22 protein-coding genes and 1 riboswitch are annotated in these 23,932 nt (G+C 61.2%); of the genes, 6 read left to right on the forward strand and 16 right to left on the reverse strand.

Translation table 11 applies throughout. The features are described 5' to 3' along the window. Window positions 1–62 precede the first annotated feature (62 nt). The 9 genes from KP004_RS19185 to KP004_RS19225 all read right to left on the reverse strand — a co-directional run bounded on the left by KP004_RS19185 (window position 63) and on the right by KP004_RS19225 (window position 8,154). On the reverse strand, window positions 63–479 hold the full coding sequence (locus KP004_RS19185; RefSeq protein ID WP_216799991.1) for a GxxExxY protein: 417 nt from the start codon (window positions 477–479) through the stop codon (window positions 63–65). A 114-nt stretch (window positions 480–593) separates the two neighbouring features. Then, the gene (locus KP004_RS19190) at window positions 594–1,310 is read right to left on the reverse strand and encodes a cytochrome c biogenesis protein (protein ID WP_216799992.1); all 717 of its coding nucleotides are present in this window, start codon (window positions 1,308–1,310) and stop codon (window positions 594–596) included. Between the two features lie 139 nt (window positions 1,311–1,449). After that, a complete protein-coding gene (def, locus tag KP004_RS19195) occupies window positions 1,450–1,956 on the reverse strand; it encodes a peptide deformylase (RefSeq protein WP_216799993.1) in 507 nt (168 codons plus the stop codon). Window positions 1,957–1,963: 7 nt separating this feature from the next. Then, window positions 1,964–2,530, reverse strand: a complete 567-nt coding sequence (locus KP004_RS19200; protein WP_216799994.1) for a glycine cleavage system transcriptional repressor — start codon at window positions 2,528–2,530, stop codon at window positions 1,964–1,966. A gap of 53 nt (window positions 2,531–2,583) precedes the next feature. Then, entirely contained in the window at window positions 2,584–4,908 is a 2,325-nt protein-coding gene (locus KP004_RS19205) for a DNA translocase FtsK (RefSeq protein WP_216799995.1), read from the reverse strand. Window positions 4,909–5,031: 123 nt separating this feature from the next. After that, window positions 5,032–6,708 (reverse strand): ribonuclease J, encoded by a 1,677-nt coding sequence (locus KP004_RS19210; RefSeq protein ID WP_216799996.1) that lies wholly within the window; start codon window positions 6,706–6,708, stop codon window positions 5,032–5,034. 142 nt (window positions 6,709–6,850) lie between these two features. After that, window positions 6,851–7,246 carry a hypothetical protein gene (locus KP004_RS19215; protein WP_216799997.1) on the reverse strand — a complete coding sequence of 132 codons (396 nt, stop codon included), beginning with the start codon at window positions 7,244–7,246 and terminating at the stop codon, window positions 6,851–6,853. 30 nt (window positions 7,247–7,276) lie between these two features. Next, on the reverse strand, window positions 7,277–7,459 hold the full coding sequence (locus KP004_RS19220; RefSeq protein ID WP_216799998.1) for a hypothetical protein: 183 nt from the start codon (window positions 7,457–7,459) through the stop codon (window positions 7,277–7,279). Beyond that, window positions 7,459–8,154 carry a lysophospholipid acyltransferase family protein gene (locus KP004_RS19225; RefSeq protein ID WP_216799999.1) on the reverse strand — a complete coding sequence of 232 codons (696 nt, stop codon included), beginning with the start codon at window positions 8,152–8,154 and terminating at the stop codon, window positions 7,459–7,461. The genes KP004_RS19220 and KP004_RS19225 overlap by 1 nt, the downstream gene beginning before the upstream one ends. Before the next feature lie 118 nt (window positions 8,155–8,272). On the opposite strand from KP004_RS19225, the gene KP004_RS19230 reads away from it, so the two are divergent. After that, window positions 8,273–8,713 (forward strand): single-stranded DNA-binding protein, encoded by a 441-nt coding sequence (locus KP004_RS19230; RefSeq protein ID WP_216500083.1) that lies wholly within the window; start codon window positions 8,273–8,275, stop codon window positions 8,711–8,713. A gap of 113 nt (window positions 8,714–8,826) precedes the next feature. Here KP004_RS19230 and KP004_RS19235 read toward each other — a convergent pair whose 3' ends face one another. The 4 genes from KP004_RS19235 to KP004_RS19250 form a co-directional block, all read right to left on the reverse strand. Then, a complete protein-coding gene (locus KP004_RS19235; RefSeq protein WP_216800000.1) occupies window positions 8,827–12,387 on the reverse strand; it encodes a LamG-like jellyroll fold domain-containing protein in 3,561 nt (1,186 codons plus the stop codon). Between the two features lie 238 nt (window positions 12,388–12,625). After that, window positions 12,626–12,703, reverse strand: a riboswitch (cyclic di-GMP riboswitch). Window positions 12,704–12,731: 28 nt separating this feature from the next. After that, window positions 12,732–13,175: a sensor histidine kinase gene (locus KP004_RS19240; RefSeq protein ID WP_216800001.1), complete on the reverse strand. Its 444-nt coding sequence runs from the start codon at window positions 13,173–13,175 to the stop codon at window positions 12,732–12,734. Between the two features lie 32 nt (window positions 13,176–13,207). Then, window positions 13,208–15,745, reverse strand: a complete 2,538-nt coding sequence (locus tag KP004_RS19245) for a sensor histidine kinase (protein WP_216800002.1) — start codon at window positions 15,743–15,745, stop codon at window positions 13,208–13,210. A 196-nt stretch (window positions 15,746–15,941) separates the two neighbouring features. Next, entirely contained in the window at window positions 15,942–17,273 is a 1,332-nt protein-coding gene (locus tag KP004_RS19250; RefSeq protein WP_216800003.1) for a GAF domain-containing sensor histidine kinase, read from the reverse strand. 233 nt (window positions 17,274–17,506) lie between these two features. On the opposite strand from KP004_RS19250, the gene KP004_RS19255 reads away from it, so the two are divergent. The 4 genes from KP004_RS19255 to KP004_RS19265 all read left to right on the forward strand — a co-directional run bounded on the left by KP004_RS19255 (window position 17,507) and on the right by KP004_RS19265 (window position 20,742). Next, window positions 17,507–17,860 (forward strand): hypothetical protein, encoded by a 354-nt coding sequence (locus KP004_RS19255; RefSeq protein ID WP_216800004.1) that lies wholly within the window; start codon window positions 17,507–17,509, stop codon window positions 17,858–17,860. Window positions 17,861–17,992: 132 nt separating this feature from the next. Further along, window positions 17,993–18,247, forward strand: coding sequence for a GSU3128 family (seleno)protein (locus KP004_RS21360; RefSeq protein WP_275423145.1), 255 nt, complete (start codon window positions 17,993–17,995; stop codon window positions 18,245–18,247). A 102-nt stretch (window positions 18,248–18,349) separates the two neighbouring features. Then, the gene (locus KP004_RS19260; RefSeq protein WP_216800005.1) at window positions 18,350–19,693 is read left to right on the forward strand and encodes an MATE family efflux transporter; all 1,344 of its coding nucleotides are present in this window, start codon (window positions 18,350–18,352) and stop codon (window positions 19,691–19,693) included. Between the two features lie 2 nt (window positions 19,694–19,695). Continuing rightward, a complete protein-coding gene (locus tag KP004_RS19265) occupies window positions 19,696–20,742 on the forward strand; it encodes a class I SAM-dependent methyltransferase (RefSeq protein ID WP_216800006.1) in 1,047 nt (348 codons plus the stop codon). 316 nt (window positions 20,743–21,058) lie between these two features. Here the strand turns inward: KP004_RS19265 and KP004_RS19270 are convergent, their stop codons facing one another. Beyond that, a complete protein-coding gene (locus KP004_RS19270) occupies window positions 21,059–22,039 on the reverse strand; it encodes a beta-ketoacyl-ACP synthase III (RefSeq protein WP_216800007.1) in 981 nt (326 codons plus the stop codon). A 76-nt stretch (window positions 22,040–22,115) separates the two neighbouring features. Further along, a complete protein-coding gene (locus KP004_RS19275) occupies window positions 22,116–22,427 on the reverse strand; it encodes a hypothetical protein (protein WP_216800008.1) in 312 nt (103 codons plus the stop codon). A gap of 88 nt (window positions 22,428–22,515) precedes the next feature. Between KP004_RS19275 and KP004_RS19280 the strand changes: the two genes are divergently transcribed. Continuing rightward, window positions 22,516–23,091, forward strand: coding sequence for a HEAT repeat domain-containing protein (locus KP004_RS19280; RefSeq protein WP_216800009.1), 576 nt, complete (start codon window positions 22,516–22,518; stop codon window positions 23,089–23,091). Window positions 23,092–23,097: 6 nt separating this feature from the next. Here KP004_RS19280 and KP004_RS19285 read toward each other — a convergent pair whose 3' ends face one another. Then, window positions 23,098–23,859: an HD-GYP domain-containing protein gene (locus KP004_RS19285; protein ID WP_239026864.1), complete on the reverse strand. Its 762-nt coding sequence runs from the start codon at window positions 23,857–23,859 to the stop codon at window positions 23,098–23,100. Window positions 23,860–23,932: the final 73 nt, after the last annotated feature.

Consider the following 23,932-nt stretch of genomic DNA (forward strand, 5'->3'; position numbering starts at 1 on the left):
CATAAATCAAATGCATCGCACACGGATTTCGCGGAAACCAAGGCAATAACTGCGGATAAATCTTATAGATGAACACCGCATTTGAATTCGCCTTTGCGCAAAGCCTGCTTTACATCATTCGAGAAAATTATTCTCTTGAACTGCGGTTTTTTACCGAAGTTCAGGAGCAACCCCAGCTCCTTATCCGAAGCTTTAAGATAATTCGTCAGTTGAGCGTAATGCTCGTCACGTAATGCTTCTGCAGCTTTTAACTCGAGGATGACAACGCCTTGGACCACGACATCGGCGAAATACTCTCCTACGAGCAAGCCGTCGTAATAGACTGGAATTTTCGGTTGCTGATTAACCTCAAGCCCCAACTTAGCCAGCTCGATTACCAGGGCGTTTTCGTACACCTTCTCCAGAAATCCAAAGCCCAAAGTGTTATAAACTTTGAAAAATCCCTTCAGTATCCTGTCCGTTGTCTCTTCATGAATCATTTCACCCCCCCATGCCCGAGAAATTGAAAAGATTCTACCGTACGGACTCAGATTTTAATCCGCTCTAATCAGCCCACTCCGTATAATCCGTGTGCAACGCCGTTGACTTTGCCTCTAGAAGCTGTGCGAGCTCCGCATAAGCATGCTGACGCCCAGGTAGGTGAACAGCGTCACCAGGAAGCCGATGATCCCAAGCCAGGCGAAGCCGCGCTCCCAGGACTGCCCCTTCAGGCGCAGGTGCAGGTAGAGCGAATAGAAGATCCAGAGGATGGAGGTCCAGAGCTCTTTCGGGGTCCAGAGCCAGTAGGTGCCCCAGGCGTAGTAGCCCCAGATGCCCCCCGACACCATGGAAAGCGAGAAGAAGCTGTAGCCTACCAGTGCCGCCCGGTACTGCAGGTCGAGCGCCGGCTTCCCCCCGCCCTGCAGGAAGGCCACACCCAGCAGCGCCGCAATCCCGAAGAGGCCGTAGGCGAAGAAGGCCAGCGCCACGTGCAGCTCGAACCAGTAGGTATCGAGGATCGGGGGGAGCGGCATGTTGAGCGTCGGGAAGGGAAGCGCCAGAGCGGCGAAGAGGCCGGCCAGCGCTCCGCACCCCCAGCAGAACCAGCGCACGCCCGCCGTCTGCCGGCTATAGATGAAGGGGAGCCCCATGAGCCCCAGAGCGCCAGAGAAGAAGGCCAGGGTATCCTGCGGTCCGATCAGGGGAAGCCGTCCCAGCGCCATGCCGCGCGAGGCGAGGTAGGCGAGGCTGCAGCCGAGCGCCACCACGAAAATCGGTCGGCGGATCGAAGCGACGTAAAGCAGCGCGGAGGTGATGAGAAGCCATTTCATAGGGGATCCAGAAGTTAGGCGGTTAGCATTCCCTCCCCCGGAGGGGGAGGGTCAGGGAGGGGGCGCGCAGCGTCTTTATGAAGCTTCCCCCCTCCCAACCTCCCCCCTCCGGGGGGAGGAGTGCGATCCGTTGTAGTGGCTACTTGTAAGATTTGCGCCTGAACAGGCCGGTCTTCAGCGAGGCGATGCGGTCCAGGAACAGGAAACCGTCCAGGTGGTCCATCTCGTGCTGAATGGCCACCGCCTCGAACCCGGAGGCCTCGAATTCACGCACGTTGCCGTCGGGCTCGGTGAAGCGCAGGGTCAGTTCGGTGGCGCGCTCGACGTCGCCGGTATAATCCGGCACGCTCATGCACCCCTCGCGCATCACGGCGCCGCCGCTCTTGGCAAGGATCTCCGGGTTGATCATCAGCAAAAGGCCATGGTTGTTGTCCTTGCCGTGACGGTTCTTGGAGACGTCGATGACGCAGACGCGCCGGGAAACGCCGATCTGGGGCGCGGCGACACCGACGGAACCGGGGCCGGCATGCATGGTGTCCACCAGGTCTTCGATCAGCTCTTTTATCTCATCGTCGATGGCCTGCACCGGGGCGCAGACCTGCTTCAATATCGGGTCGGGATAGACGACTATCGGTTTGACTGCCATATAGAAATCAGAGGGAGACGGGCGTAATGAGTCGCACCGAGATCTCCACACTCAGCTCCTTTTTCAAGTTTTCCAGCAGGGCGGAGGCGTCCTCCACCGAGAGCCCCTGGGGAAGCGCCGCTTCGAGCACCAGCACGTAAACCGGCTCGGTCGGCTTGCCGATCAGCTTGGTGTTGAGGTCGGTGATGCTGACGCCGCGGTCGGCAAGCTCGCGGGTGACGCGATAGACGATGCCCGGCTTGTCGGAGCCGTACACCGAGATGAGGCACAGCTCCCCTTCCGGCCCCTGGTAGCAGACCTCGTCGTCCTTCAAGGTCCTGACGAAGGCGGAAAGTCCGGTGCCGGTAGTCTTGGCGGCGAACTCCTCTTCCAGCTTCTTCTTGGAGAAGGGCTTCTCGTGGGAGACGATGAGGATCATGGCGAACTCGCCGCCGAGCATGGTGCAGCTCGAATCCTCGACGTTGCAGCCGAGCTTGTAGAGCACCTCGGAGGTGTCCGCCACGATACCGGTGCGGTCCTTGCCGATTATGGTGACGGCGAAATGAGCCAGGTTAGGCTTGCGACAAAGGTTCATTGGGCCTCCTTGTATGGGGGACTGGCTCCGCAGGTGCCTGTCCCCTTAAGCGACTAGATCTTGTTGATAAAAACTTCTCTGGGCTTGCTGGTGCCGTCGGAGGGACCGATGACCCCTTCCTGCTCCATCTTTTCGATGATGCGGGCGGCGCGGTTGTAGCCGATCCTCAGGCGACGCTGGATCATGGAGATGGAGGCCATCTTCGCCTCGGCCACCAGGGCCAGGGCGTCGTCGTAACGCTCGTCGACCTCTTCCTCGTCGTCGCCGCCCCCCTTCTCGTCCGAGGCCTTCATCTCCAGGATGGACTTCTCGTAGACCGGTTTCCCCTGCTTCTTCAGGAACTCGACCACGCGCTGTACTTCGGCGTCGGAAACGAAGGCCCCGTGGGAGCGCAGCATTTTGGAGGTCCCCGGCGGCAGAAAGAGCATGTCACCCATGCCCAAGAGCGATTCGGCGCCGTTGCCATCCAGGATGGTGCGCGAGTCGATCTTCGAGGAGACCTGGAAGGAGATCCTGGCCGGAAAGTTCGCCTTGATGAGGCCGGTGATGACGTCGACCGAGGGGCGCTGGGTCGCGAGGATCAGGTGGATGCCCGCGGCACGCGCCATCTGGGCCAGGCGGGCGATCGATTCCTCGATCTCGCGACCGGCCACCATCATCAGGTCGGCAAGCTCGTCGACGATGACCACGATGTACGGAAGGTGGCCGTGCTCCAGCTGCTCTTCCTTGGCGAGGAAGGCCTGGATGGCCGCCTCGCGCGCCTCCATGTCCTCCGGGTCCTCGAGGTGATCGGCCTCGTCGATCTCCTCCACCACGACCGTCTCGCGCGCCCTGTTCTCGGCATCTTCCTTCTCCTGCCGCTCCAGCTCGCGGTTGTAGGAATCGATGTTCCTGACCCCCTTGTCGGACATGAGCCGGTAGCGCCGCCCCATTTCCTCGACAGCCCACTTGAGCGCGAGGGCGGCCTTCTTCGGGTTGGTGACCACCGGGAGCAAAAGGTGCGGGATACCTTCGTAGACCGAGAGTTCCAGCATCTTCGGGTCGACCATGATGATCCTGACGTCGTTGGGGGTCGAGGTGTACAAAAGCGACAGGATCATGGTGTTGATGGCGACGGATTTACCGGAACCGGTGGCGCCGGCGACCAAAAGGTGCGGCATCTTGGCCAGGTCGGTAACCAACGGGTTGCCCGCGATGTCCTTGCCCAGTGCCATCGGGAGCTTCATCTTGCCCCTGTGGAACTGCTCGGTGCCGAAGATCTCGCGCAACGACACCATGTCGCGCTCCCGGTTGGGGAGTTCGATGCCGACTACGCCCTTGCCCGGGATCGGGGCCACGATGCGGATCGAGTGCGCCTGCAGCGCCATAGTCAGGTCGTCCTGCAGACCGGCGATGCGGCTTACCTTGATGCCGGGGCCCGGGGAGAACTCGTACATGGTGATGACCGGGCCTGGGCAGATCTCCACCACCTCCCCTTCGACACCGAAGTCCTTGAGCTTTTTCTCCATGAGCCGCGCGTTCATGGTGAGGGTTTCTTTGTCCTGACGCTTGGCCCCTTCCGGCGGCGGATCGAGCAGGGACAGCGGCGGGGTCTTGAAATCCCCTTCAGCCTTGATGAAGTCGAAGGCCTCCTGCACCGGGGCGGTCTTCTTGTCGTCCTTTTTCTTTTCCTTCTTGGCCACCGGCGCGGGGACCGGCGGCGGCACCGCGGCCGGCTTGATGGTGGGGGCCGCGTGCTGCCGGGGCTTCTCGTCCTTCTCCCCCTTCTCGGAGGCCAGCTCGCGTGCCAGGGCCCGGCGCTGCTTCCTCTTCTCCCAGCTCTCCTTGAGGGCGGTGAGCCACCAGTTGGCGAACAGGACGAAGGAGAAGCGCGACAGCAGCATGGCGCTTGCGGCCAGCATCGGGAGCAGGATCAGGAGCGCCCCGATCTTGCCGAAGGCGCGCTTCAGGAGTTCGGCGCTCTGGTAGCCGACGAAGCCCCCGGTGGGGACCCGCTGTCCCAGGAACTCGGTGAACTGCAAGTTGAAGGCGAAAAGCCCTGAGATGGAGAGCACCAGCAGGCCGAAACCGACCAGCTTGTAGCGGCGCCACCGGATCGGGTCCGAGCTGAAGGCGCGGTAGGTCAGGTAGAACAGGGTGCAGGGGAAGATGTAGGCGGCAAGGCCGAACAGCTGCAGAAAGCAGTCCGCCAGCTCCGCTCCGAAGCGCCCCCCCAGGTTTTTAGTCTGGGCAAAGGTGGAGACGCTGTTGAAGGAGAGGTCCTCGCCGTGGAAGGAGGCCAGCGCGATGAACAGGAAGATGCCGGCGACGCCGAAGCCCATCCCCTTCACTTCCTTGGTCACCTTTTCCTTCTTTTCGATCTTCTCTTCAGTCGTCATGCGTTGTCCGTGTTCCTGTGCTCCCGCCCCCGGAGGGGGAGGGTTGGGGAGGGGGAAAGTTTGGCTTCCCCCCTCCTGACTTCCCCCCTCCGGGGGGAGGAACGTGAATGGCTGCTTTCTGCCCTACATTTCCAGAACCAGCGGCAGTATCACCGGCCGCCGCTCGATGGTCTTGTTGAAGAAGCGGCGCAGCACCCGGCGCACCTCCAGCTTCACCTCGTTCCAGTCGGTCATCGTTTCGGCGCTCACCAGGGCCAGCGTGTCCAGCACCACCTGCTTCGCCTCGTCCAGGTACTGCTGGCTTTCGTCCTCGAAGATGAACCCGCGCGACACGATGTCGGGGCCGTAGATGATCTCGCCGCTCACCTGGTTGATGCCGACGATGACCACCACCATGCCGTCCTCGGAGAGGTGCTTCCGGTCCTTCAAGACCACGTTTCCGACGTCGCCGACCCCCTTGCCGTCCACGAAGACCCGACCGGTGTTGACCTGGTCCACGATGACCGCCTCATCGCCGGAGAAGAGCACCACGTCACCGTTGACCGCGAGGATGCAGCGCTCCTCCGGGGTGCCGACCTTCTGGGCCAGTTGGGCGTGCTTCACCAGGTGCCGGTATTCGCCATGCACCGGGACGAAGAAGCGGGGCTTGACCAGGTTGTGCAAAAGCTTCAGCTCTTCCTGACTGGCATGACCGGAGACGTGCACCTCCGAGACCTTCTCGTGGATCACCTCGGCGCCGCGCCGGTACAGGTGGTTCATCAGGTCGGAGATGGTCTTCTCGTTGCCCGGGATGAACCGGGACGAAAGGATCACGGTATCGCCGCGCTCGAGCTTGATCTGCTTGTGGTCGTCCATGGCGATGCGGATCAGCGAGCTTCTCGGCTCCCCCTGGCTCCCGGTGGTGATCATGCAGACCTGCTCCTTGGGGAGCTTGGGGAGCTCCTTCAAGTCCATGAGGAGATCGTCGGGTATGGTGAGGTAGCCGAGCTCGCGGGCGATCTGCACGTTGGCGATCATGGAGCGACCGTTCAGAAGCACCTTCCTGCCGCTTTTCTGCGCCGCATGCACCACCTGCTGGACCCGGTGGATGTTGCTGGAGAAGGCGGCGACGATCACCCTCCCCGGACAGTTGGGGAAGATCTCGTCGAAGGCCTCACCCACCACCCGTTCCGAAAGGGTGTACCCCTCGCGCTCGATGTTGGTGGAGTCGGCGAAGAGCGCCAGCACCCCCGCCTGACCGTAGCGGGCGAAGGTGGGGAGGTCGGTGAGCTCGCCGTCCACCGGGGTCTGGTCGAGCTTGAAGTCGCCGGTGTGGATCACCACCCCTTCGGGACAGGTCAGCGCCAGGGCGCAGCCGTCCACCGTGGAGTGGGCGACGCGGATGAACTCGACGATGAAGTCGCCCAGTTCCACCACGTCCCTCGGTTTCACCACGCGCAGGTCGACCTTCTGGTCGAGTTCGAACTCCTTCAGCTTTTCCTTGACGAAGCCCAGGGTGAGGGCGGTGCCGTAGATGGGGGGATTGATGTCGCGCAGCACGTAGGGGAGCGCGCCGATGTGGTCCTCGTGGCCGTGGGTGAGCAGTATGGCGCGGATCCGGTCCGCCCGCTCCACGAGGTAGCCGATGTCCGGGATGACCACGTCGATCCCCAGCATGTACGGCTCCGGGAACATGAGGCCGCAGTCGACGATGACGATGTCGTCGCCGTACTCGAAGGCGGCCATGTTCAGGCCGATCTCCCCGAGTCCGCCCAGCGCCACGAACTTCAATCCGGTATTTTCAATGTTGCTTGCTTCCAAAATAGTCCTTTGGGTTGGAGGGGACTGGCTCCGAAGGTGCCTGTCCCCCTTTGGCTCTATATGGTGGTTGCCGAGGAGGCGCCAAGGCCGCGGCGCCATAAGGGTGGTTCCAGCCCCCGCCCCTAATCCCTAGCCCCTGCCCTTACCGTCCCTGCTGCGCCACCAGTGCGGCAATGCGGGCGTCGCAGCGCTGGATCCAATCCTGTCCGGGGGAGTAGAGGCCGGCCACGGCGTAAAACGAGCTCCTCAGGGCGCGGTAGGCGATCAGCGCGCGCGCCGTATCGTGGCCTCCCTCGGCCATCTGCCCGAGATCCCAGAGCTTCTGGGCGCTGCGGGGGACGATGGAACTGCCCGGGGTGTACATATGAATGGCGGCCTCGTAGCCGGCCACCGCAGCGGGGTAATCCCCGGAAGCCGTCGCCTTTTCACCCTTTTCGAACTGCACGTACTGCCGGTACAGCGCGTTGCCCCAGAACAGGGCGATGGAGATCAGCGCGATCGCCGCTACGTTTACCGCTAAGGTCTTGACCTTTTCCATGTCTCTTTCTGATTCCTGTGTCGCAGGGGGTTACCCCTGGAAGAAGTTGGGTGCCACGAAGAGCAGCGTCCCGAGCAGGGCGAGCACCACGCCCACAAGAACGGTAGCGGCCGCAACGACGTTCAGCGGCGAGCGCAGCCGGTGCGCCGCGGGAAGGCCCCAGCCGATCAGGGCGACCCCGAACAGGGCCAGCGCCAGGTAAACCATGACCATTACGTAACCTCCAGGTTTGCTGCGATCGCCGAACGCACCCGCTCCATCAGTTCGGCCTCCGGGACTCCAGCGACCTCGATGGGCGCTGCGAAACTGATCCTGATGGTTCCGGGTCTCAACTCGAGACGGTTGCGCGGGTTGATCGCCCGGCTGCCGTTGATGGTGAAGGGGACGATGGGGACGCCGGCGCGGGCGGCCAGCATGAAAGCGCCGCGCTTGAAGGGAAGCAGGTTGCCGTCCTTGGTGCGGGTCCCTTCGGGGAAGATCACCACGCTTGCCCCCGCGGCGATGCGCTGCGCCGCCTGGTTCATGCTCCTGAGCGCCTTCCTGCCGTCGCTTCTGTCCAGCGGGATGTACCCCGCCCGGCGCATCGCCGCGCCGAACACCGGCACCCTGAAAAGTTCTTCCTTGGCGACCCAGGAGAACAGGCGCGGGATGGCGCGGCTCAGGGCCAGGATGTCGAAGTTCCCCTGGTGGTTCCCCATGTAGATGACCGGCCCCTCGGTCGGGACCTGTTCCAGCCCCTCCACTTGCAGCTTGATGCGGGCCGCCCAGAGAGAGCCGATGCCCCAGATCCTGGCGACGGCGTGACCGGCCCTGCCTGAGGCGTCGAAAAGTCCGCCGATCACGGCGGCCAGGCTGCACAACAACGTGTACGGAACGAAGAAAAGAAGGTAGATACGAGCTCTCAGCATGACCGGTTACGTTACTTTTTTTTACGATGAGAGTCAAACAATATCGCTTGCCATGAAGCCGTGATTTCTATACACTTCCCCAATTCAAAACGCGACACGAACGAAAAGGAGAACCCCCATGGCAAGTCTCAACAAGGTGATGCTCATAGGCAACCTGGGCAAGGACCCCGAGGTGCGCTACACCGCCGGCGGTACCGCCGTAGCCTCCTTCTCCCTGGCCACCACCGACCGCATCAAGGGCAAGGACGGCAACTGGGAAGACAAGACCGAATGGCACAACATCACCCTCTGGGCGCGTCTTGCCGAGATCGCCGGCGAGTACCTCTCCAAGGGGAAGACCGTATATATCGAGGGACGTCTACAGACCCGCAAGTGGACCGACAAGGACGGCAAGGACCGCTACACCACCGAGATCGTCGGTGAGAAGATGCAGATGCTTTCCGCCAAGGGCGAAGGCGGCGGCCAGCGCCAGGGCGGCGGCAGGCCCCAGCAGGATTACAACCAGGGCGGCGGTTACGAGGAGCCGGTGTTCAACCCGGACGACGAGATCCCGTTCTAGCCGACCCGCCACAAGCACAAAAAGACGCAGCCTTACAGGCTGCGTCTTTTTTTATTTATGCTGCCAGTCATCTCCCACCTGAATAGCGTCGGGCAGCTTTCCCGGACCCGCGCTTACGGGCGACGGGCCGGTGTGGCTGATGCGCTGGACGCGGCCTTGACCTTCGCCTGTGTGGCTGGCGCAGTAGAGGCGCTTTTCGTTTTGACCTGCGGGGCAGGTGCGCTGGTGGTGACCTTTCCCGACTTGTCGTGAAGCACGGTTACCGTCGCCGTCTGGGTTGTCGTCATCCCTCCAACAGTGGTAACTGCAACAGTTATCGTGTACTTCCTGCCGTCCTTGTCTGTTCCATTGCACCACGCGTCCAGCATGACGGTGCTGCCGAGGGTGAGGTTTTTGTACTGGATCTTTCCATACTCGTCGCTGACCGACACCGAGGTGGAAGCGATGCGGGAACCGTAGGCTTCAACTCCTCCGGTTATCTTCACCGGCACCATCTTCTTCTTTGGCGGCCAGATCACATCCGGGGTCACATCGACTGTTATCTCAGGGGCTTTGGTCACCACAGCAATAGTCGTTGTCGCCGTGACCACGTTACCTGCCACATCAGTCGAGGCGGCGGTGATGACGTTTTCGCCTTCAGCGAGGCCGGACACAGCCGCCCGCCAGGTTGTCGCGGTCGGATAGCTGACTTCTCCCACGGTTGCCGTGGCGCAGGCCACCGTCACCACGGCATCAGCTTCCCTCACGCCGCTTACCGTCCCGTTCAATTGGCTCGTCGGAGTGACAACCGGATCGATGCCGAGGACCGGCGGCGTAATGTCGTAAATGACGTTGCGCTGGACAGTGGCGGAGGTCCCCGCCTCGTTGGTAGCCGTTACGGTGATGCTGTAGGTCTTCTCTTCGCTGAAGCTCACCACCGTCTCGAATGTACCGTCGATCACCGGAACCGTGAGCACCTTGCCGTCCACGGTTACCGTGACGCCAACCGCGGTAAGGGCGTCATACACCGTCCCCTTGATGGTCAGACTGCTCTGGTTGGTACGGACGTCCTGGTTCGGCACGGTCACGGCCAAGGAAGGCACCTGCTCATCGAATACCACCGTCCGCTTCTGTGAACTCTGGTTACCGGCCAAGTCGGTGGCGGTTACCTCGATGGTATCGTACCCGGGGTCGAGGCTAACCGTGGCAGTGAAATCGCCACCATTCATGACCGCAGTCTGAACCACATCCCTCCGTTTGACCGTTACTGTGGATGCCTTGTCGACTGCACCTGCCAATTCCAGCAGGCCGACTCCCGTCTTGATGTTGTCCGCAGGTCTTTTTACTACCAGGACCGGCGCAGTCTGATCCAGCGTAACAGTCCGGGTGCTTGTTGCCTTGTTGCCGGCCAGGTCTGTTGCTGTGATCGTCACGTCATTCGGGCCTGCCCTCAGCACCAGCGGATAACTGAAGCTGCCGTCCGCATTCGCCTGTACCGCTAACTGGTTGACAGTGAATTCCTTTACCCCGGTGCTGTCGGTAACCGTTCCCGAGATGTTCAGGATCTCGTTATTGGTGAGCGCACCGTCACTCAGTGCTGAGATGGTCAGGAGCGGGGGAGTGTTGTCGATGATGTAATTTTCGCTTTTGATCTCGCTGTCATTACCGGTGAGGTCCTTGGCAAAATACTTGAGGGTCGCTCCAGCTGGTATGGAGATCGGCTCAACGTATGTGGCTGCGCTCGTGGTAGGGGTCGAGCCGTCAATTGTGTAATAGATGATACCCGCCTCATTCGCGGCAAGGACCACGTTCTGGGCCGAGGTGTAGATCCCTCCGGCGGGCGTCGCGCTGACCGAGGGTGAGACAGTGTCGACGATGATCGTCGCGGTGGCCGGTGCACTGGCGTTGCCCGCCGCATCGTAGGCGTATGCCGTTACGTAATTCGCCCCGTCCTTCAAGCCCCAGACGTTGACGCTCCAGGTCGTGGCTGTCGGGTAGGAGATGGTTCCTACGAAAGCATCCGGGCAGAGAACTTTGATGGTATCGCTGTCGCCGGTTCTGGTGCCGGTGATGGTCTTTGTGGGAAGACGAATGGCCCCGGCCGGGTCAATCACCGGTGCTGCAGGAGGCGTGCAGTCGACGGAGAAAGGAAGGCTGTAGGTCGTAGCGTTACCCAACACGTCGGTCGGCCTTACGGTCATCGTGTAGGAACCTTCGCGGAGTGGGACAGAGGGGGTGAAGAAGATCGAACCGCTAGAACCGCTCCCGGAGGTGCTCCACGTACCGGAGATCTGTAAACCAGAAGCGCTTGTCACCGCCGCGCCACTCAAGGTGGCGGCAAAATTGAGACTGGATACCGTGTCTGCCAGGGTTACAACCAATGAAGCTGGAGCGGCGTTCACAACCGCGTTACGCGCCGGCATGGTGGCTGTCACCTGGGGCGGAGTCGTGTCTGACACGACGTTCACAATGACGGGGAGGCTGCTGCGCTTCTGCGTATCGACCGCCGTGACTGAGATGGTGTTCGTTCCCTGTGCCAGGGAATAGCTCCCCTGCCAACTGGTCGTACCGTCAAGCGGCACCAGTATGTTCCCGTTCACTGCGATGGCAGTATTGGTCTGCTTGGTTCCGCCGAGGGTGATGACGGATTTTGCGGTCGGCGATGCGACAGACATTACCGTTGGGGCGCTGACCACGTAGTTGTTGAACTGCTCCTGTACTTCCGATGCTGTCAGTGCGCGGTTGTAGACGCGAACCTCGTCGATCAACCCTTTGAAGAACTGGCCCGCATACACATTGGAAGTACCGATCCGGAGCGGGAGCGTGGAGTACCCTATAGCACCAGTTTTAGCGGTGGTAGCCTTTAAGATGCCATTGACATACAGCCTGATCGCAGCACCGTCATAGGTACCGACAAGATGCGTCCAAGCGTTGGGGACGATGACTTCCGTATCTACGGCACTAGCACCACTCCCCACAGTGCCGTTGCTGATGGCGAAGACCCACTTGTTGCTCGCTCCCCCGCCGTTGCTTGTCAGTACGTAAGAGCTGTACGGACTGTTTTGCTCATCGTACCGCTTAGTGACTACCTGGTGCCAAGTGACGGTGTCCGCAGGCCTCACCCATGCCTCCACAGACACAGCGGTTGCGGGAGTCAGCGTGGCTGACGATGGAATGCTGACATAGTCATCAACCCCGTCGAAGCTGCCCGATTGAGTCCCCACCTTTGCAGTGGTGCTGAATGCCACTCCGTTGTTCGGAGAACCGTTGTTTCCCGCAACGGACCCGTCACTCCAGGTCCCATCCATACGCCACAGGCCGACCAGACCCAGCTTATTAATTTTAATCTCTTGGCCCTTTGCGGGACTTTCGATGTTGCCGGCCAAGTCGGTTGACCTGAATTGCACAAAGGAGCTTCCATCTTTATCAATGACAAACGGTGCACTGTAGGGTTGCCATGACGCGTTGTCGATGTTGTACTCGGTCTTAGCCACACCCGAACCATCCGCGCCATCTGCCCCCACAAGGGTCACTGTTACCGGTGTGGAGTACCAACCATCGGTTCCCTTTGTACCGGCAAGCGCAACAGAGGTCGTCGGCTGGGTAGTGTCCATCGCCGCCACAGATCGCACTGGCAGCGATGCAAGCACTAGCAGCATCGATACAGCTACCATCAGATTCCCTTGCGTTTTCATTAGTCTCTCCTCCGTGTGCGGCACAACAGTATTTTGCATTGCAATTAAAGAAGACACTTCCGGAAAAGGAAGGCTTGCATAACAATCGGCCCGCCTAGCCACTTGGTCATCCATGCAAGGCAAGTCGGACCACAACCGATCAAAAGAACGAAGAGAAAAAAAAAGAGCATTGCCGTCTAGATAGATGACAATGCTCTTGTGTCGTGAAAAAACCGGGTGCCAAGATGCAAATCATCTCTTCGGCAACCCGGCGATCCTGGTGTTAGGACCCGTGGCTTTGCGTCACCAGATTACTCTGGTTTTGCCCGTTCGGAGAACGCTTTTTCAGTTATGAATCTCTCATATCACCATATTGAGAAGATTGCAACTATTATTTTCCCTTTCTTTTTGATCCTACGGAGCTGACACTGACACTGGTGTGGACCTAGAGGCCCGTTCTGAGAATGAGCAGCACCTGCGCATACTCTCCCGGAGCCCTCGATCACTGGATCTGCCAGCAAGCTTATTTCTATCTCCAGTGCCTGCAGACTGGGGTCTACCAGCGAAACCGTCTTTCCCACCGCCTCCAATACCCTGAAGCGAACCTTCTCCTTCCCCGGGCTGAGGAAATTTCTGAAGTTACCGATGGTGCCGGGCATCTGCGTGATGGCCTGCATCATCTTTCCTACCTTGTCGTCCAGGTATTCTTCGGAAAGCTCCCCCAACCGGAGTGTCCTCGGAAGATCCTGGGCCAAAAGGGCGAGCACGTTGAGTGGCTGGCGCCACTGGTGGGCGATGTTGCTGATCATTTCCCCCATTGCCGCCAAGCGTCCCTGCTGGATCAATAGGCGTAGCCCAGTCCCTCGGTGAAATAGAAGGTAGCCCCGCTGCCGGGCTCGGATTCCGCCCATACCTTGCCGCCGTGCATTTCGATGACGCGTTGTACCGTGGCTAACCCGATACCGGTGCCATCGAATTTGGCCGTTGCCTCCAGCCGCTCGAAAGGAAGGAATATCTTGTGGGCATAGGCCATATCGAAGCCGATGCCGTTGTCCCGCACATAGTAGACGCTCTCGCCGCCCCTGCGGAAGTGGCCGAACTCTATCTTGGCGCCATCGACCCTGCTCGTGTATTTCCAGGCATTGCCCAACAGGTTGTACAGCGCAAGCTTCGCCAGGGCCGGATCAAACTGCCCCCAGCTTCCCTCGGCAACCTCCGTCTCCACCCTGCGTTTCGGCTCCTGCGTTACAAGCTCATTGACGATCTCGCCAACCATCTCGGAGAGGTTGATCGTCTCCCGAACCATCTCCCTGCGCGTCACCCTCGAGAGCAGCAGGAGCCCCTCGACCAGGTGCCCCATCCGCGACGCGCTCGCCGCAATCCGCTCGAGGTAGTTCCTGCCCTCCGGGTCCATCCGCTCGCCATACTCCTCTAGGACGATGGCACTGAAGCAGTTCATGCTCCTCAAGGGCGAACCCAATTCATGGGCTACGGAGTAGCAGAAGGATTCCAGCTCCTTGTTGATCGCGGTGAGCTTCACCGTCCTTTCCTGGACCCGCTGCTCCAGCTCCTGGTTCAAAAGCCGCAGCGCGTCCTGTGCATTCAACGCCTCCTGCCTGGACTCCTGCAGGTCCATTGCCTGTAAGCGCAGCGCTTCGTCGGCGCGCAGCCGGCAGATCGTGTCCGCTGTCTGTCGGGAGAGGAGATCGAGCCGGCGCAGCGTCGCCTCGTCGGGCCGGCAGGCATTGCGGTAGTGGGTGGAAAACATGCCGACCAGTTCACCCGACCGGCTTAACAGAGGGGTCGACTGCACCGCCCGCACTCCTGCACGCCGCTGGATCTCCAGCGCATCAGTTCCGACAAAGATGTCACTTTGCTCCACATCCTCTACGACGATCCGTTGACCAATGGCCGCAGACGCCCCGCAAGTCCCCTTTCCCTGCGCCGTCTGTTGCCAATAGTCGATCCACCACTGAGGGAACCCCCTTTGCGCCACAATCACTAGGTCACCAGTCGCTGGGTCCATTAGCTGGATGTTGCCGAAATCTGCCCCTGTAATGGCAATAGCGGCATCTACCACCTCCTCCAGCACCGACTGAAGGTTACCGTCGTGCACGAAGAGGGTACTGAGTTTCTGCAACCGCGTCATGGTGTCCAGCTCGCCGGCCAACTGACGTTCCACCTCTTTGCGCTGGGTAACGTCCTCTATCAGCGCGACCATCCAACGGGGAGTCCCATCGGAGTCACGCACCAGCGACACGCTCTTACGCACCCAGATCGGATCCCCTCCTTTGCGCAGGTAACGGTTCTCCACCGTGAAATTAGGCAGCTCGCCGCCTAGCATGCGGCGAGCCAACTCCATGTTTTCTGCGCGGTCGTCCGGGTGGATCAACTGCGCCTGTCCCACTTGCTGCAGTTCGGTGAGCGTGTAGCCGGTGAGCTCCGTAAAGGCGGGATTGACGTCGATGAAGCGACCCTTAACGGTCGCCATGGCGAAGCCGATGGTAGCGTGGGCAAACGCCGAGCGGATCTTTTCGTCTGTGCCATTCAACGCGAGGACCAGGACATCGTCAAAAGACTCCCCGGTCCTTCGCGCGCTGCGATCGGCAACCAGCAGGGCCGCCAGGAAGTACAACTCGCCGAGGTAGAGCGAGAACCGCCCCACCCACCCCACCGGGCTCCCCACGCTGTGCTGAAGGAAGAAACCGGCCATACCTGTGGCCGTCAGGCCAAGGGCCCCGGCATACCACAGCAGAAAAGGCTCTCGATTGCGCTGGTAGGTGGCCAGAAAGGCTGTGAAGGAAAACAGGTTCAGCACAATCACGGAACCTAGCACCACCTGCCGGATCAAGGTCGCCCCCGTTCCTTGCACGAAGAAGAGCGGAAGCACGTCCTGCATGGTGCCTAAGACAAGCAGGGCAATGAAAAGGATTACCAAGCCGTAGGAGCAGGCGAGTAGCGCCGGTCGCCGCCGGGGAGCTGTTTGCGGATGTAACCCGGCAGCGAGGATGAATGCTACAAAGGCGTGCAGCAGCGCTCCAAGCAAGGCGGCGCAGTTGTAAATGGTGACATTGAGATTGGCACCGCCGGGAAGCCCGCGCACGATGCCCGCGAGTATGGCGCTGACGCCAACCGACAACATGGCCGATCCCAGCAGCAGCATCTTGATGCGACCCGAAACCTGGTAATTCCGGGCCGCGATGACTGCCACCAGCAAGCTGACGCAGCCCACAAAAAGGGTATTGGTGATAAACAGGAGCCACGGAGGATCGTAGCAGAGGTGAGAGGCCGTGCGATGCAGAACAATCATCGGCAGCGGTAAGGCGAAGAAGGGCAGCAAAACATACCGGCGTCGCAACTGTAGTAGGAACGTCAGCATAAGCTTGAGCCTTTCAGTTTTAAAATGCTGCTAATTGTTTTGGCGCAACACTACCATAGCTTTTCCTCTGTTTTCAATACAATTCGTTAAAACCGACTCACGTGAGTGACAGGGGGGCATTAAAAGCCGCGGACTTTTGACAGTCGCACGGCTTTAATGCCTAAAGAGGGTGCCGGTTACAGTACCAGGGATGCCGTCAGACCAGCAACCGGAACCTTGCGCCGCCATCGACGTTGCCGGCGGTGAGGGAGCCTCCCATATTTCTCTCTATGATCATCTTGGCCATGTACAGCCCAATCCCGGTCGCCTGCGGCCCCTTGGTGGTGAAATAGGGGTCGAAGATCTTCTCGGCGATTTCCGCCGGGATCCCCCCCCCGTTGTCCACGAGCGTCACCACGGAATGTCCATCGCTCTCCCCAACCTCGATCCTGATGGTGGGATGCTCTACCTTCCTGGCTGCAAACACGTCCCTCGCGTTGATCAGTATGTTGAGCAGCACCTGTGAATAGTCGCCGGGATACCCTTCGACCATCGGGTCGGCGAAGGAGGAAACCGTTATATCGATGCTGAGTTCGCGCAGGCTGGCATGTACCAGAGACACCGTCTTTTGCACCGCCTCCAACACCCGGAAACGAACCTTCTCCGTCCCCGGGCTGAAGAAGTTCCTGAAATTGTCGATGGTGCGCGACATCTGCGTGATGGCCTCCATCATCTTGCGCACCTTCTCGTCAAGGTAGTCCTGGTCAAACTCCCCCAACCGGTAGGTCATGGGGAGGTCCTGGGCCAGCAAAGCGAGCACGTTCAGCGGCTGGCGCCACTGGTGCGCGATGTTGCTGATCATTTCGCCCATCGCCGCCAGGCGACCCTGCTGGATCAGCATCTGGTCCATCTGCCTCAACTGCTCGGCGGTACGCAACCGCTCCTCGCTTTCCCGTTGCAAGTCCCGATGGGCCCGGCACAACTCCTCGTGTTTTTCCTCCATCCTCTTCTCCGCGAGGGTCCTGGTACAAATCTCGGAGCGAAGCTGGATCTCAGTCATGACGGAAGCCGCCAGGTCCTCGATTACCGCTACCTGTGCGGAGGTCCACCTTCTTGGTTTGGAATCAATGACGCAGAACGAGCCGAGGATGTAGCCGTCGACGGTGGCGAGCGGGATACCCAGGTAGGCGATCACGTTCAGGTCCTTGATGGCGGGGTTGTCCTTGAAGAACGGGTGGAGCCGGGCGTCCGCGATGAGCAGCGGCTGCCTGGCGATGCGGTTGTATTGGCAGAAGGAGTGACTGAGCGGGGTCTCGCGGCGGGACTGCCACGGTTCGGGGAGGCCGACGCAGCTCTTGAAAAACTGCCGGTCCGCGTCCACCAGGCTGACCAGGGAGACCGGCGCGTCGACGAACCGGGTCGCCAGCCGGGTCAGCCGATCAAAGGCTTCCTCGGCCGGGGTGTCAAGCAGGGCCACCGCTCGCAGCGCCGCGAGTCGGGTGGGATCGGCCACATGGGTCGAGATGTCGCTGAAATTGTGATCGGTCATTTAGCTTTCCCACGGTATCGGCCAAGAGCACAGGTGGAAAAGTATCAGGAATTTGCCGGGTTTCAAGCATTGCCGCCTTTGGGGCGAGGTTGCATGGAGGCGCCGCCCCCGCCGGCATCAGCCACTCGCCATGAGAATTCCCTCTCTATTTTGGGTATTTACACGTTTCCGGCAAATCAAATATGATGTGGAGGGTTTTGTAAACGAATGCGGCATTCACGGTAGGAACAGGCATGGCCAAGATCATTTCATTGGAGCAGACGCGGCAGGCGATCGAAAAAAGAAGGGAAGCGGAGACGCTTTTGCGCAGCACCGAGGATGACATCACCGCCATCCTCAACGATTACTCCCTGACACCGGCCAACCGGCGCTGGAAGCTGGAAAACATGCTGATGGACGTCGATGAGCAGCTGGACCAGTACCGCAAGGAGCTCGAGACCGCAGAGAGGAAGCTGAACGCACTCGTGGCAAGCGCCGAAGGCGAAATCGCACGTGCCTATGGCGAGTTTGAAACCAAGGTGCGCGGCATGACCATCGCCGTCAGGAAGCTGACCGGCTCCCCGCACCCCGATCCCGTCACCGAATAACAACCGGCGCCCCTGCCGGGCGCCGCCCCCTCCCCCCGTCACCGACCGCAGGTTAAGGTTTCCAGAGGCTCGCGTTTGTGCTAGTTATGTACACGTTCCGTCAGCACAGCTCTCCCTGCAAGGAGGTGGACCATGAAAATCCGTAAGAAGATCCTGGATTTCGAGTATGAGGAAGTGCTCGAGGTCAAGTACCGGGAACTGATCCGCGTCGCCTGCGCCGTGGCCGTCGGCTGTCCGGACTGACTGAAGAAACACTTCGCGGTCGCGAAGGAGGCAGGCGCCACCGAAGCGGAACTGAACGAAGCCATGGCCTACGGCATCATCGCGCCGTCGGGACGGGCCAAGAACTTCGTGCGCAGCCAGGAAGACATTTTAAAAGAGCTGTAGTGCCAACAGGGACGAAGGGGGTGCAGGGGATACCGCCGGTTGCGGCCGCGCGCTATCCCTTTTATCCCCTTCATCCCTGTTCGCCGTAAGGTTTTCCCCATCTTGAAACGTCTCACTCTCAACAAATCGACCAAGCGGGTATCGATCCGGCGTAACGTCGCTGCACTGTCGATGCCGGTGCTCCTCTCCTCGCTGTTCCAGCGCCTGGTTTCCATCGTGGACATCTTCATGGTCGGGGGGCTCGGGGCCGCGGCCATTGCGGCAACCGGCCTCGGGCAGCTCCTCATCTTCGTCACCATGACGGTATTCTGGGGCTTCTCCACCGGCGCCAACGTGGTCATCGCCCATCTCTGGGGCGCGGGACGGCGCCTGGAAGCCCGCCGGACCGCCTTCGCCTCGCTCCTCTTCTGCGCGCTCCTCGCCGTGGCCGCAACCTTCCTGGGTATGGGATTCGGCAGGGACATCGCGGTGTTTCTCGGCGCGAGCCCGGACGTGCTCGCCTACGCCTCGGACTACATCCGCCTGGTCTTCCTCTATTTCGGCTTCACCGCCGGACTCAATATCCTGTCCGCCATCATGCAGGGGACCGGCAACACCCGCACCCCGATGGAAGGGATCCTCTTGGTGAACGTCCTGCACGTTGCCATCGCCTATCCCCTGATCTACGGGCACCTTGGCTTCCCGCGCTACGGCGTACTCGGGGCCGCCTACGCCATCAACCTCTCCGAAGCTGCCGGCTTCAGCTACCTCTTGATCCAGGCTCTCAGGAAGGGATACCTGAAGATCGGGCGCCCCGACCTGGCCCTGTTGCAGAAGGTGATCGGCATCGGCTACCCGGTGGCGCTGGAGCGCGTGGCCCAGCAGTCAGGCCAGCTGTTCTACTCCAAGTTCATCATCGGCTTCGGCACCGCCGCCTACGCCGCCCACCAGATCGGCCTCTCCATCGAATCGCTCTCCTTCATGCCCGGCGCGGGGATGGGGATCGCCGCGGCGACCCTTATGGGACAATCAATAGGAGCCAGAAAGCTCAGGCGCGCCCATATGAGTCACACCGAAGCCCTCCGGCTGGCGGTCCTGGTCATGGGGGCCATGGCCCTGCTCTTCTTCTTCCTGCCGCACCACCTGATCGCCCTTTTCACCCACGACCCGGACGTTATCGAGAAGGGAAGCGTCTTCCTGCGGCTGGTCGCCTTCGCCCAGGTACCGCTCGCCATCTCCTTCGTCTACGCCGGGAGCCTGCGCGGCACCGGCGACACCCACTACGTCTTCCTGGTGACCCTGGTGTCCATGTGGGGGATCCGGGTGCTCCTCTCCTACATCGCCGCCGTCCCGCTGCAGCTCTCTCTCTACGCCGTCTGGGGCGTCTTCCTTATCGACTGGTTCTTCCGGGCCGGCGCCTTCTGGTGGCGCTACCAGCGCCGCGACCTGCACCAGGTCATCATCTGACCATGCAGCTTTCGTTCATACCGTCCACAGACGAGCGCGAGATCAAACTGCGCCTGGAACGACTCCTCGTCCCCGGTTCCCTGCTCGACGCCCGATTGGAGCGTCGCATCCAGCGCCTCGGCGCCGAGTTCGCAAGCTACGCCGCCGGCTATCCTCTCCCCCTGTGGGCTCCCGGCCTCGCCGTTAACAACGAGATGCGGGGGGTGACCGAGGCCCTGTTTCCCCTGGCCCGCCCCCGCGCCGTGTTCGAACTGGTTCTGCGCCGGGGGTGCCGCTTCTCCCCTCTTTTGTCCGCGAGCTACCTGCACAGCTCGGCGAGCTGGATCGACCTGCTCCAGAAGCTCACGCCACGAATCAGTGCCGATCCCGTTCCGGCGTTGCGCCTGATCGCCGAGGACGGGGATACCCGCGCCGCGTTTCTGTTCGCCCTGATGCTGCCACAGCACTTCGGCGGCGGCTTCGACCGCTATCCGGAGCAGTACCGGTGGCTGGCCCGGTGGCTTGGCGAGCAGGCAGGACAATTCTCCACGGGGATGAGGGTTCTCGATGCCGCCTGCGGCAGCGGCGAAGGAACCTACCAGGCGGCACAGCTGCTGGCGCAGGCGGGGCTCGGCGCCCAAAGTACGGTGCACGGTTCGACACTGGAGCCGATCGAACTGTTCGCTGCCGCTCATCTTCATTTCCCCCACGATCTCGAACGGGAGCGAGAGTACCGGGCCCAGGTCCAACCGCTCTTGGACGGCAACTGCGCGCCCACCCTCGAGTTCTACCTGGACCGCGTGGACGCCGCACCGCAGCGGGAGCCGTACCACCTGGTGCTCTGCAACGGGCTGCTGGGTGGACCGCTGCTGCACGAGCCGACCCAGTTAGCCGAGGCCTTTGCAGGGCTTGCCGCCCGACTCGCACCCGGCGGGCTGCTGCTCGCCGCCGACCGCTTCCATGCCGGCTGGCGCCTGCGCGTACCGCGGGAGGCGCTAATCGCCTGCCTGCGCACCGCGGGTCTCACACCGACCCAAGTTCCCGAAGGGATCGCAGGGATAAAGCATTAAGAAGGGAAAAGATAGCCCACTTCGCATAAATAGACTTTTCCTGGTTCCCAAGCTCCAGCTTGGGAACCCCATATTGTACAAAGCTCCAGCTTTGCATCCGAGGGGTGTTGGAGCTTTCGAGAAGCTTTGCGTTCCCAAGGTGAACCTTGGGAACGAGATCAAAGCAAATCCCCCTAAATCCCCCTTCGCAAAGGGGGACTTTTCCCGCGTCACTGATCCGAGTAAATAAAAAGGGGATGGCGCCGACAGGCCCATCCCCTTTTGCTATCTCTGTTTTTACTCAATCTTTATCTCAGTCTTAGTCTCGATTGCGCCTTTAGGCCCTAAACAGCACCCCTCCCCAGGAAAGCCCGCCGCCGAACCCCATCATCAGCACCAGGTCCCCCGGCTTGATCACGCCGTTTCTCCGGTTCTCGTCCAGGGCGAGCCCCACCGACCCCGCCGCCGTGTTGCCGTAACGGTCCAGGTTGAGCAGGAACTTCTCCTTGGGTATGCCGGTCTTCTTGGAGATGAAGTCGATGATGCGCACGTTGGCCTGGTGCGGGATGATGTGGTCTATTGCCTCAGGGGTGATGCCGCCGCGTTCGGCCAGGTCGGAGATGATGCGGGGAATGACGTCGGTGGCGAAGGTGAAGACACTCTTGCCCGCCATCTTGAAGGTGTTTTCCTTGGCGGCGATGCTCTCGGCGCTAACCGGCTTGCGCGATCCCGAAGACGGGACCTGGATCAGCTCCCAACCGTTGCCGTCGCTTTTCATCACGGTTTGCTGGATCCCCTTGCCGGAGAGCCCCGCCCCCAGGATCAGCGCGCCGGCGCCGTCGCCGAAAAGGGGCGCCGTCCCTTTGTCGTCGAAGTCGAGGATCTTCGAATACGTGTCCGCCCCGATCAGGAGCACCTTGCGGTATTTCCCGGAGCGAATCAGGTTGTCGGCCAGCTCCACGCCGTAGATGAAGCTGCTGCAGACCGCGTTCATGTCGAAAGCGAAGGCGTTGGCGGCACCGATGTTCTTCTGCACCATGCAGGCCGTGGCGGGCAGGATCATGTCGGGGGTGGAGGTGGCGACGATGATGCAGTCCAGGTCGAGGGGGTCGAGGTCGGCGTTTTCGAGGGCGAGGAGGGCGGCGTTGGTGGCGAGATCGGAGGTCGCCTCCTCCGCTGCCGCGAAGCGTCGTTCACGGATGCCGGTCCGGGAGTGGATCCACTGGTCCGCATCATCCACCAGGTAATCGAAGTGAGTATTGGGAACGACCCGGGCCGGGACATAGCCGCCGGTTCCCAGAATTTCAGCACGTATCATGTAGAGAGCGCCTCCCTTGCTTCCCGCTTGCACAGCCGGGAAGCGCTACCCTTATCTCACAATAAAATAACGTTTGTCAATTGTCTCCTTTGAAAAATGCGGCATCGACCACTCCGTACGCCCATACGATCATGAATCCACCCAAAAGCCATTTTACGTAAGGGGCATCCATCTGGATCGCCCCCAGCACCTGCTCCGGAGTGAGCCCCTGCCGTCCGGCCGCGATGAGCTTCCCCGCACTGCGCAGGCCGACGAACAGCCCTCCCAGCAGAAAGATGTTGTCGAGCAGGAGCATCACCCCTCCCTTGACCCGGCTCCCCCGGTACAGCTGCCCCAACCCGGGGAGCACCAGGGCGGAAAGTGCGATGCATTTGATCCTGTTTGCCATCCAATATCTCCTTATCTCGCCCGCCGCTGGGCGGGGATTGATTAAATTGTGTTGTGCCGCGGGCAGAATTTTGTTAGTTATCATCGCTATGGACCATGCCGAACGCATCAAAAGGCGCGACGCCATCATCCCGCTTTTAAAGGACCCGGACGCGGAGGTACGCCTGGCTGCCTCGACCGCCCTGGAGGCGCTGGAGGCGGCTGAGAGCCTGGAGGAGGTCTTCGACCGCCTGAAGCGGGGCGACCGCGCCACCAAGGTCGCCGCCATCTACGCCCTCGGGCGGATCGGCGACGACAAGGTGCTGCCGATCCTCTACTACTGCGCCGGGAGGCCGGAAGAAGACATCCGTTGCGCGGCGGTCAAGGTCCTGGGAGAACTCGCCCGCCCCGATGCGCTCGCCACGCTGCTGGAAAAGCTTCAGGATCCTGCCGTCACCGTACGGGCACTGGCCATCGAGGCGGTGTCGCGCTACCGCAACCCCTCCCTGGCAAGCAGACTGGCCCCGTTCCTCGAGGCCAACGACGGCATCCTGGATGCCGAAGCCGCCCTCGCCCTGGGGCGCATCGGGGGAAGCTCCCTCTCCGATGCCGTGATCAAGCTCCTCTCCTCGCCCTTCGACAAGACCCGCGCCGCCGCCGTTACGGCCCTGGCGCAGCTCCCCTGATCCCGCTCACACACCCGCGTCCGTCAGCTCCAGCAACCCTTCCACGATACTGCCGTCCAACACGGTGCCGCGCGCCCTTCTGAGCGCCTCGACCGCCTCGTCCCGCAACATCGGCCGCTGGTAGGTCCTCAGCGTCGTGGTCGCGTCGTAAAAGTCCGCCACCGCGACGACGGCACACGGTACCCCGAGGCAGAGGGTACGAGCCGACTCGGGGTAGCCGGTGCGGTCGAAGCGGACGTGATGCGCAAGCACCGCCTCCACCACGCTCGCCGGCACCCCGGCCATCCCGCGCACGATCTCGGCACCGTATTCGGGATGCTTCTGCATCTCCAGTACCTCGTCCCCCGAAAGCTTGCCCGGCTTGTCCAGTATGCAGAGGTCGACCCGGCTCTTGCCGATGTCGTGGAGAAATCCGGCCAACCCGCACTCGGCCACCTGCTCCCCGTCATGCCCAAGCGACGCCGCCAGCGCCAGGGCCAGTACGCCCACGCCCACGCTGTGCTGAAAGGTGTAGTCGTCATCTTCGCGGGTCGGGGCCAACAGCAGCAGGGACGCAGGGTCCTTCAGGGCGGCATGCGCCAGGGCGCGTACCCGCTCCATGAGAGGCTCGGCGGCCGGGATCATCCCGTCCCCGATCTCCCGGAAGACCACCCTCAGCGCGCCGACCGCGTCGAGACAGAGCGCAGACAGACGGTCCATCTCGCGGGGGGAAAGTGACTTTGCTCTTTTCTTGTCGGCAGTCGCCACCACGCCTCCTGGATCGGGCAAACCTTCAAAAAGAAGCCGTGATTTTATCTTAGCCGGGGAAAGCTTGTCAAACTGAAGTCGAGGTTCGAGCCCG

Origin of the sequence: Geomonas oryzisoli (assembly GCF_018986915.1) — a bacterium.
GTDB lineage: Bacteria > Desulfobacterota > Desulfuromonadia > Geobacterales > Geobacteraceae > Geomonas > Geomonas oryzisoli.

Coding starts and splice junctions, on each gene's coding strand:
- KP004_RS19280 (WP_216800009.1), top strand. CDS start 22,516: ATGGACCATGCCGAACGCATCAAAAGGCGCGACGCCATCATCCCGCTT.
- KP004_RS19230 (WP_216500083.1), top strand. CDS start 8,273: ATGGCAAGTCTCAACAAGGTGATGCTCATAGGCAACCTGGGCAAGGAC.
- KP004_RS19240 (WP_216800001.1), bottom strand. CDS start 13,175: ATGATCAGCAACATCGCCCACCAGTGGCGCCAGCCACTCAACGTGCTC.
- KP004_RS19200 (WP_216799994.1), bottom strand. CDS start 2,530: ATGAACCTTTGTCGCAAGCCTAACCTGGCTCATTTCGCCGTCACCATA.
- KP004_RS19215 (WP_216799997.1), bottom strand. CDS start 7,246: ATGGAAAAGGTCAAGACCTTAGCGGTAAACGTAGCGGCGATCGCGCTG.
- KP004_RS19275 (WP_216800008.1), bottom strand. CDS start 22,427: ATGGCAAACAGGATCAAATGCATCGCACTTTCCGCCCTGGTGCTCCCC.
- KP004_RS19190 (WP_216799992.1), bottom strand. CDS start 1,310: ATGAAATGGCTTCTCATCACCTCCGCGCTGCTTTACGTCGCTTCGATC.
- KP004_RS19185 (WP_216799991.1), bottom strand. CDS start 479: ATGATTCATGAAGAGACAACGGACAGGATACTGAAGGGATTTTTCAAA.
- KP004_RS19255 (WP_216800004.1), top strand. CDS start 17,507: ATGGCCAAGATCATTTCATTGGAGCAGACGCGGCAGGCGATCGAAAAA.
- KP004_RS19205 (WP_216799995.1), bottom strand. CDS start 4,908: ATGACGACTGAAGAGAAGATCGAAAAGAAGGAAAAGGTGACCAAGGAA.
- def (WP_216799993.1), bottom strand. CDS start 1,956: ATGGCAGTCAAACCGATAGTCGTCTATCCCGACCCGATATTGAAGCAG.
- KP004_RS19220 (WP_216799998.1), bottom strand. CDS start 7,459: ATGGTCATGGTTTACCTGGCGCTGGCCCTGTTCGGGGTCGCCCTGATC.
- KP004_RS19270 (WP_216800007.1), bottom strand. CDS start 22,039: ATGATACGTGCTGAAATTCTGGGAACCGGCGGCTATGTCCCGGCCCGG.
- KP004_RS19235 (WP_216800000.1), bottom strand. CDS start 12,387: ATGAAAACGCAAGGGAATCTGATGGTAGCTGTATCGATGCTGCTAGTG.
- KP004_RS19225 (WP_216799999.1), bottom strand. CDS start 8,154: ATGCTGAGAGCTCGTATCTACCTTCTTTTCTTCGTTCCGTACACGTTG.
- KP004_RS19250 (WP_216800003.1), bottom strand. CDS start 17,273: ATGACCGATCACAATTTCAGCGACATCTCGACCCATGTGGCCGATCCC.
- KP004_RS19265 (WP_216800006.1), top strand. CDS start 19,696: ATGCAGCTTTCGTTCATACCGTCCACAGACGAGCGCGAGATCAAACTG.
- KP004_RS19245 (WP_216800002.1), bottom strand. CDS start 15,745: ATGCTGACGTTCCTACTACAGTTGCGACGCCGGTATGTTTTGCTGCCC.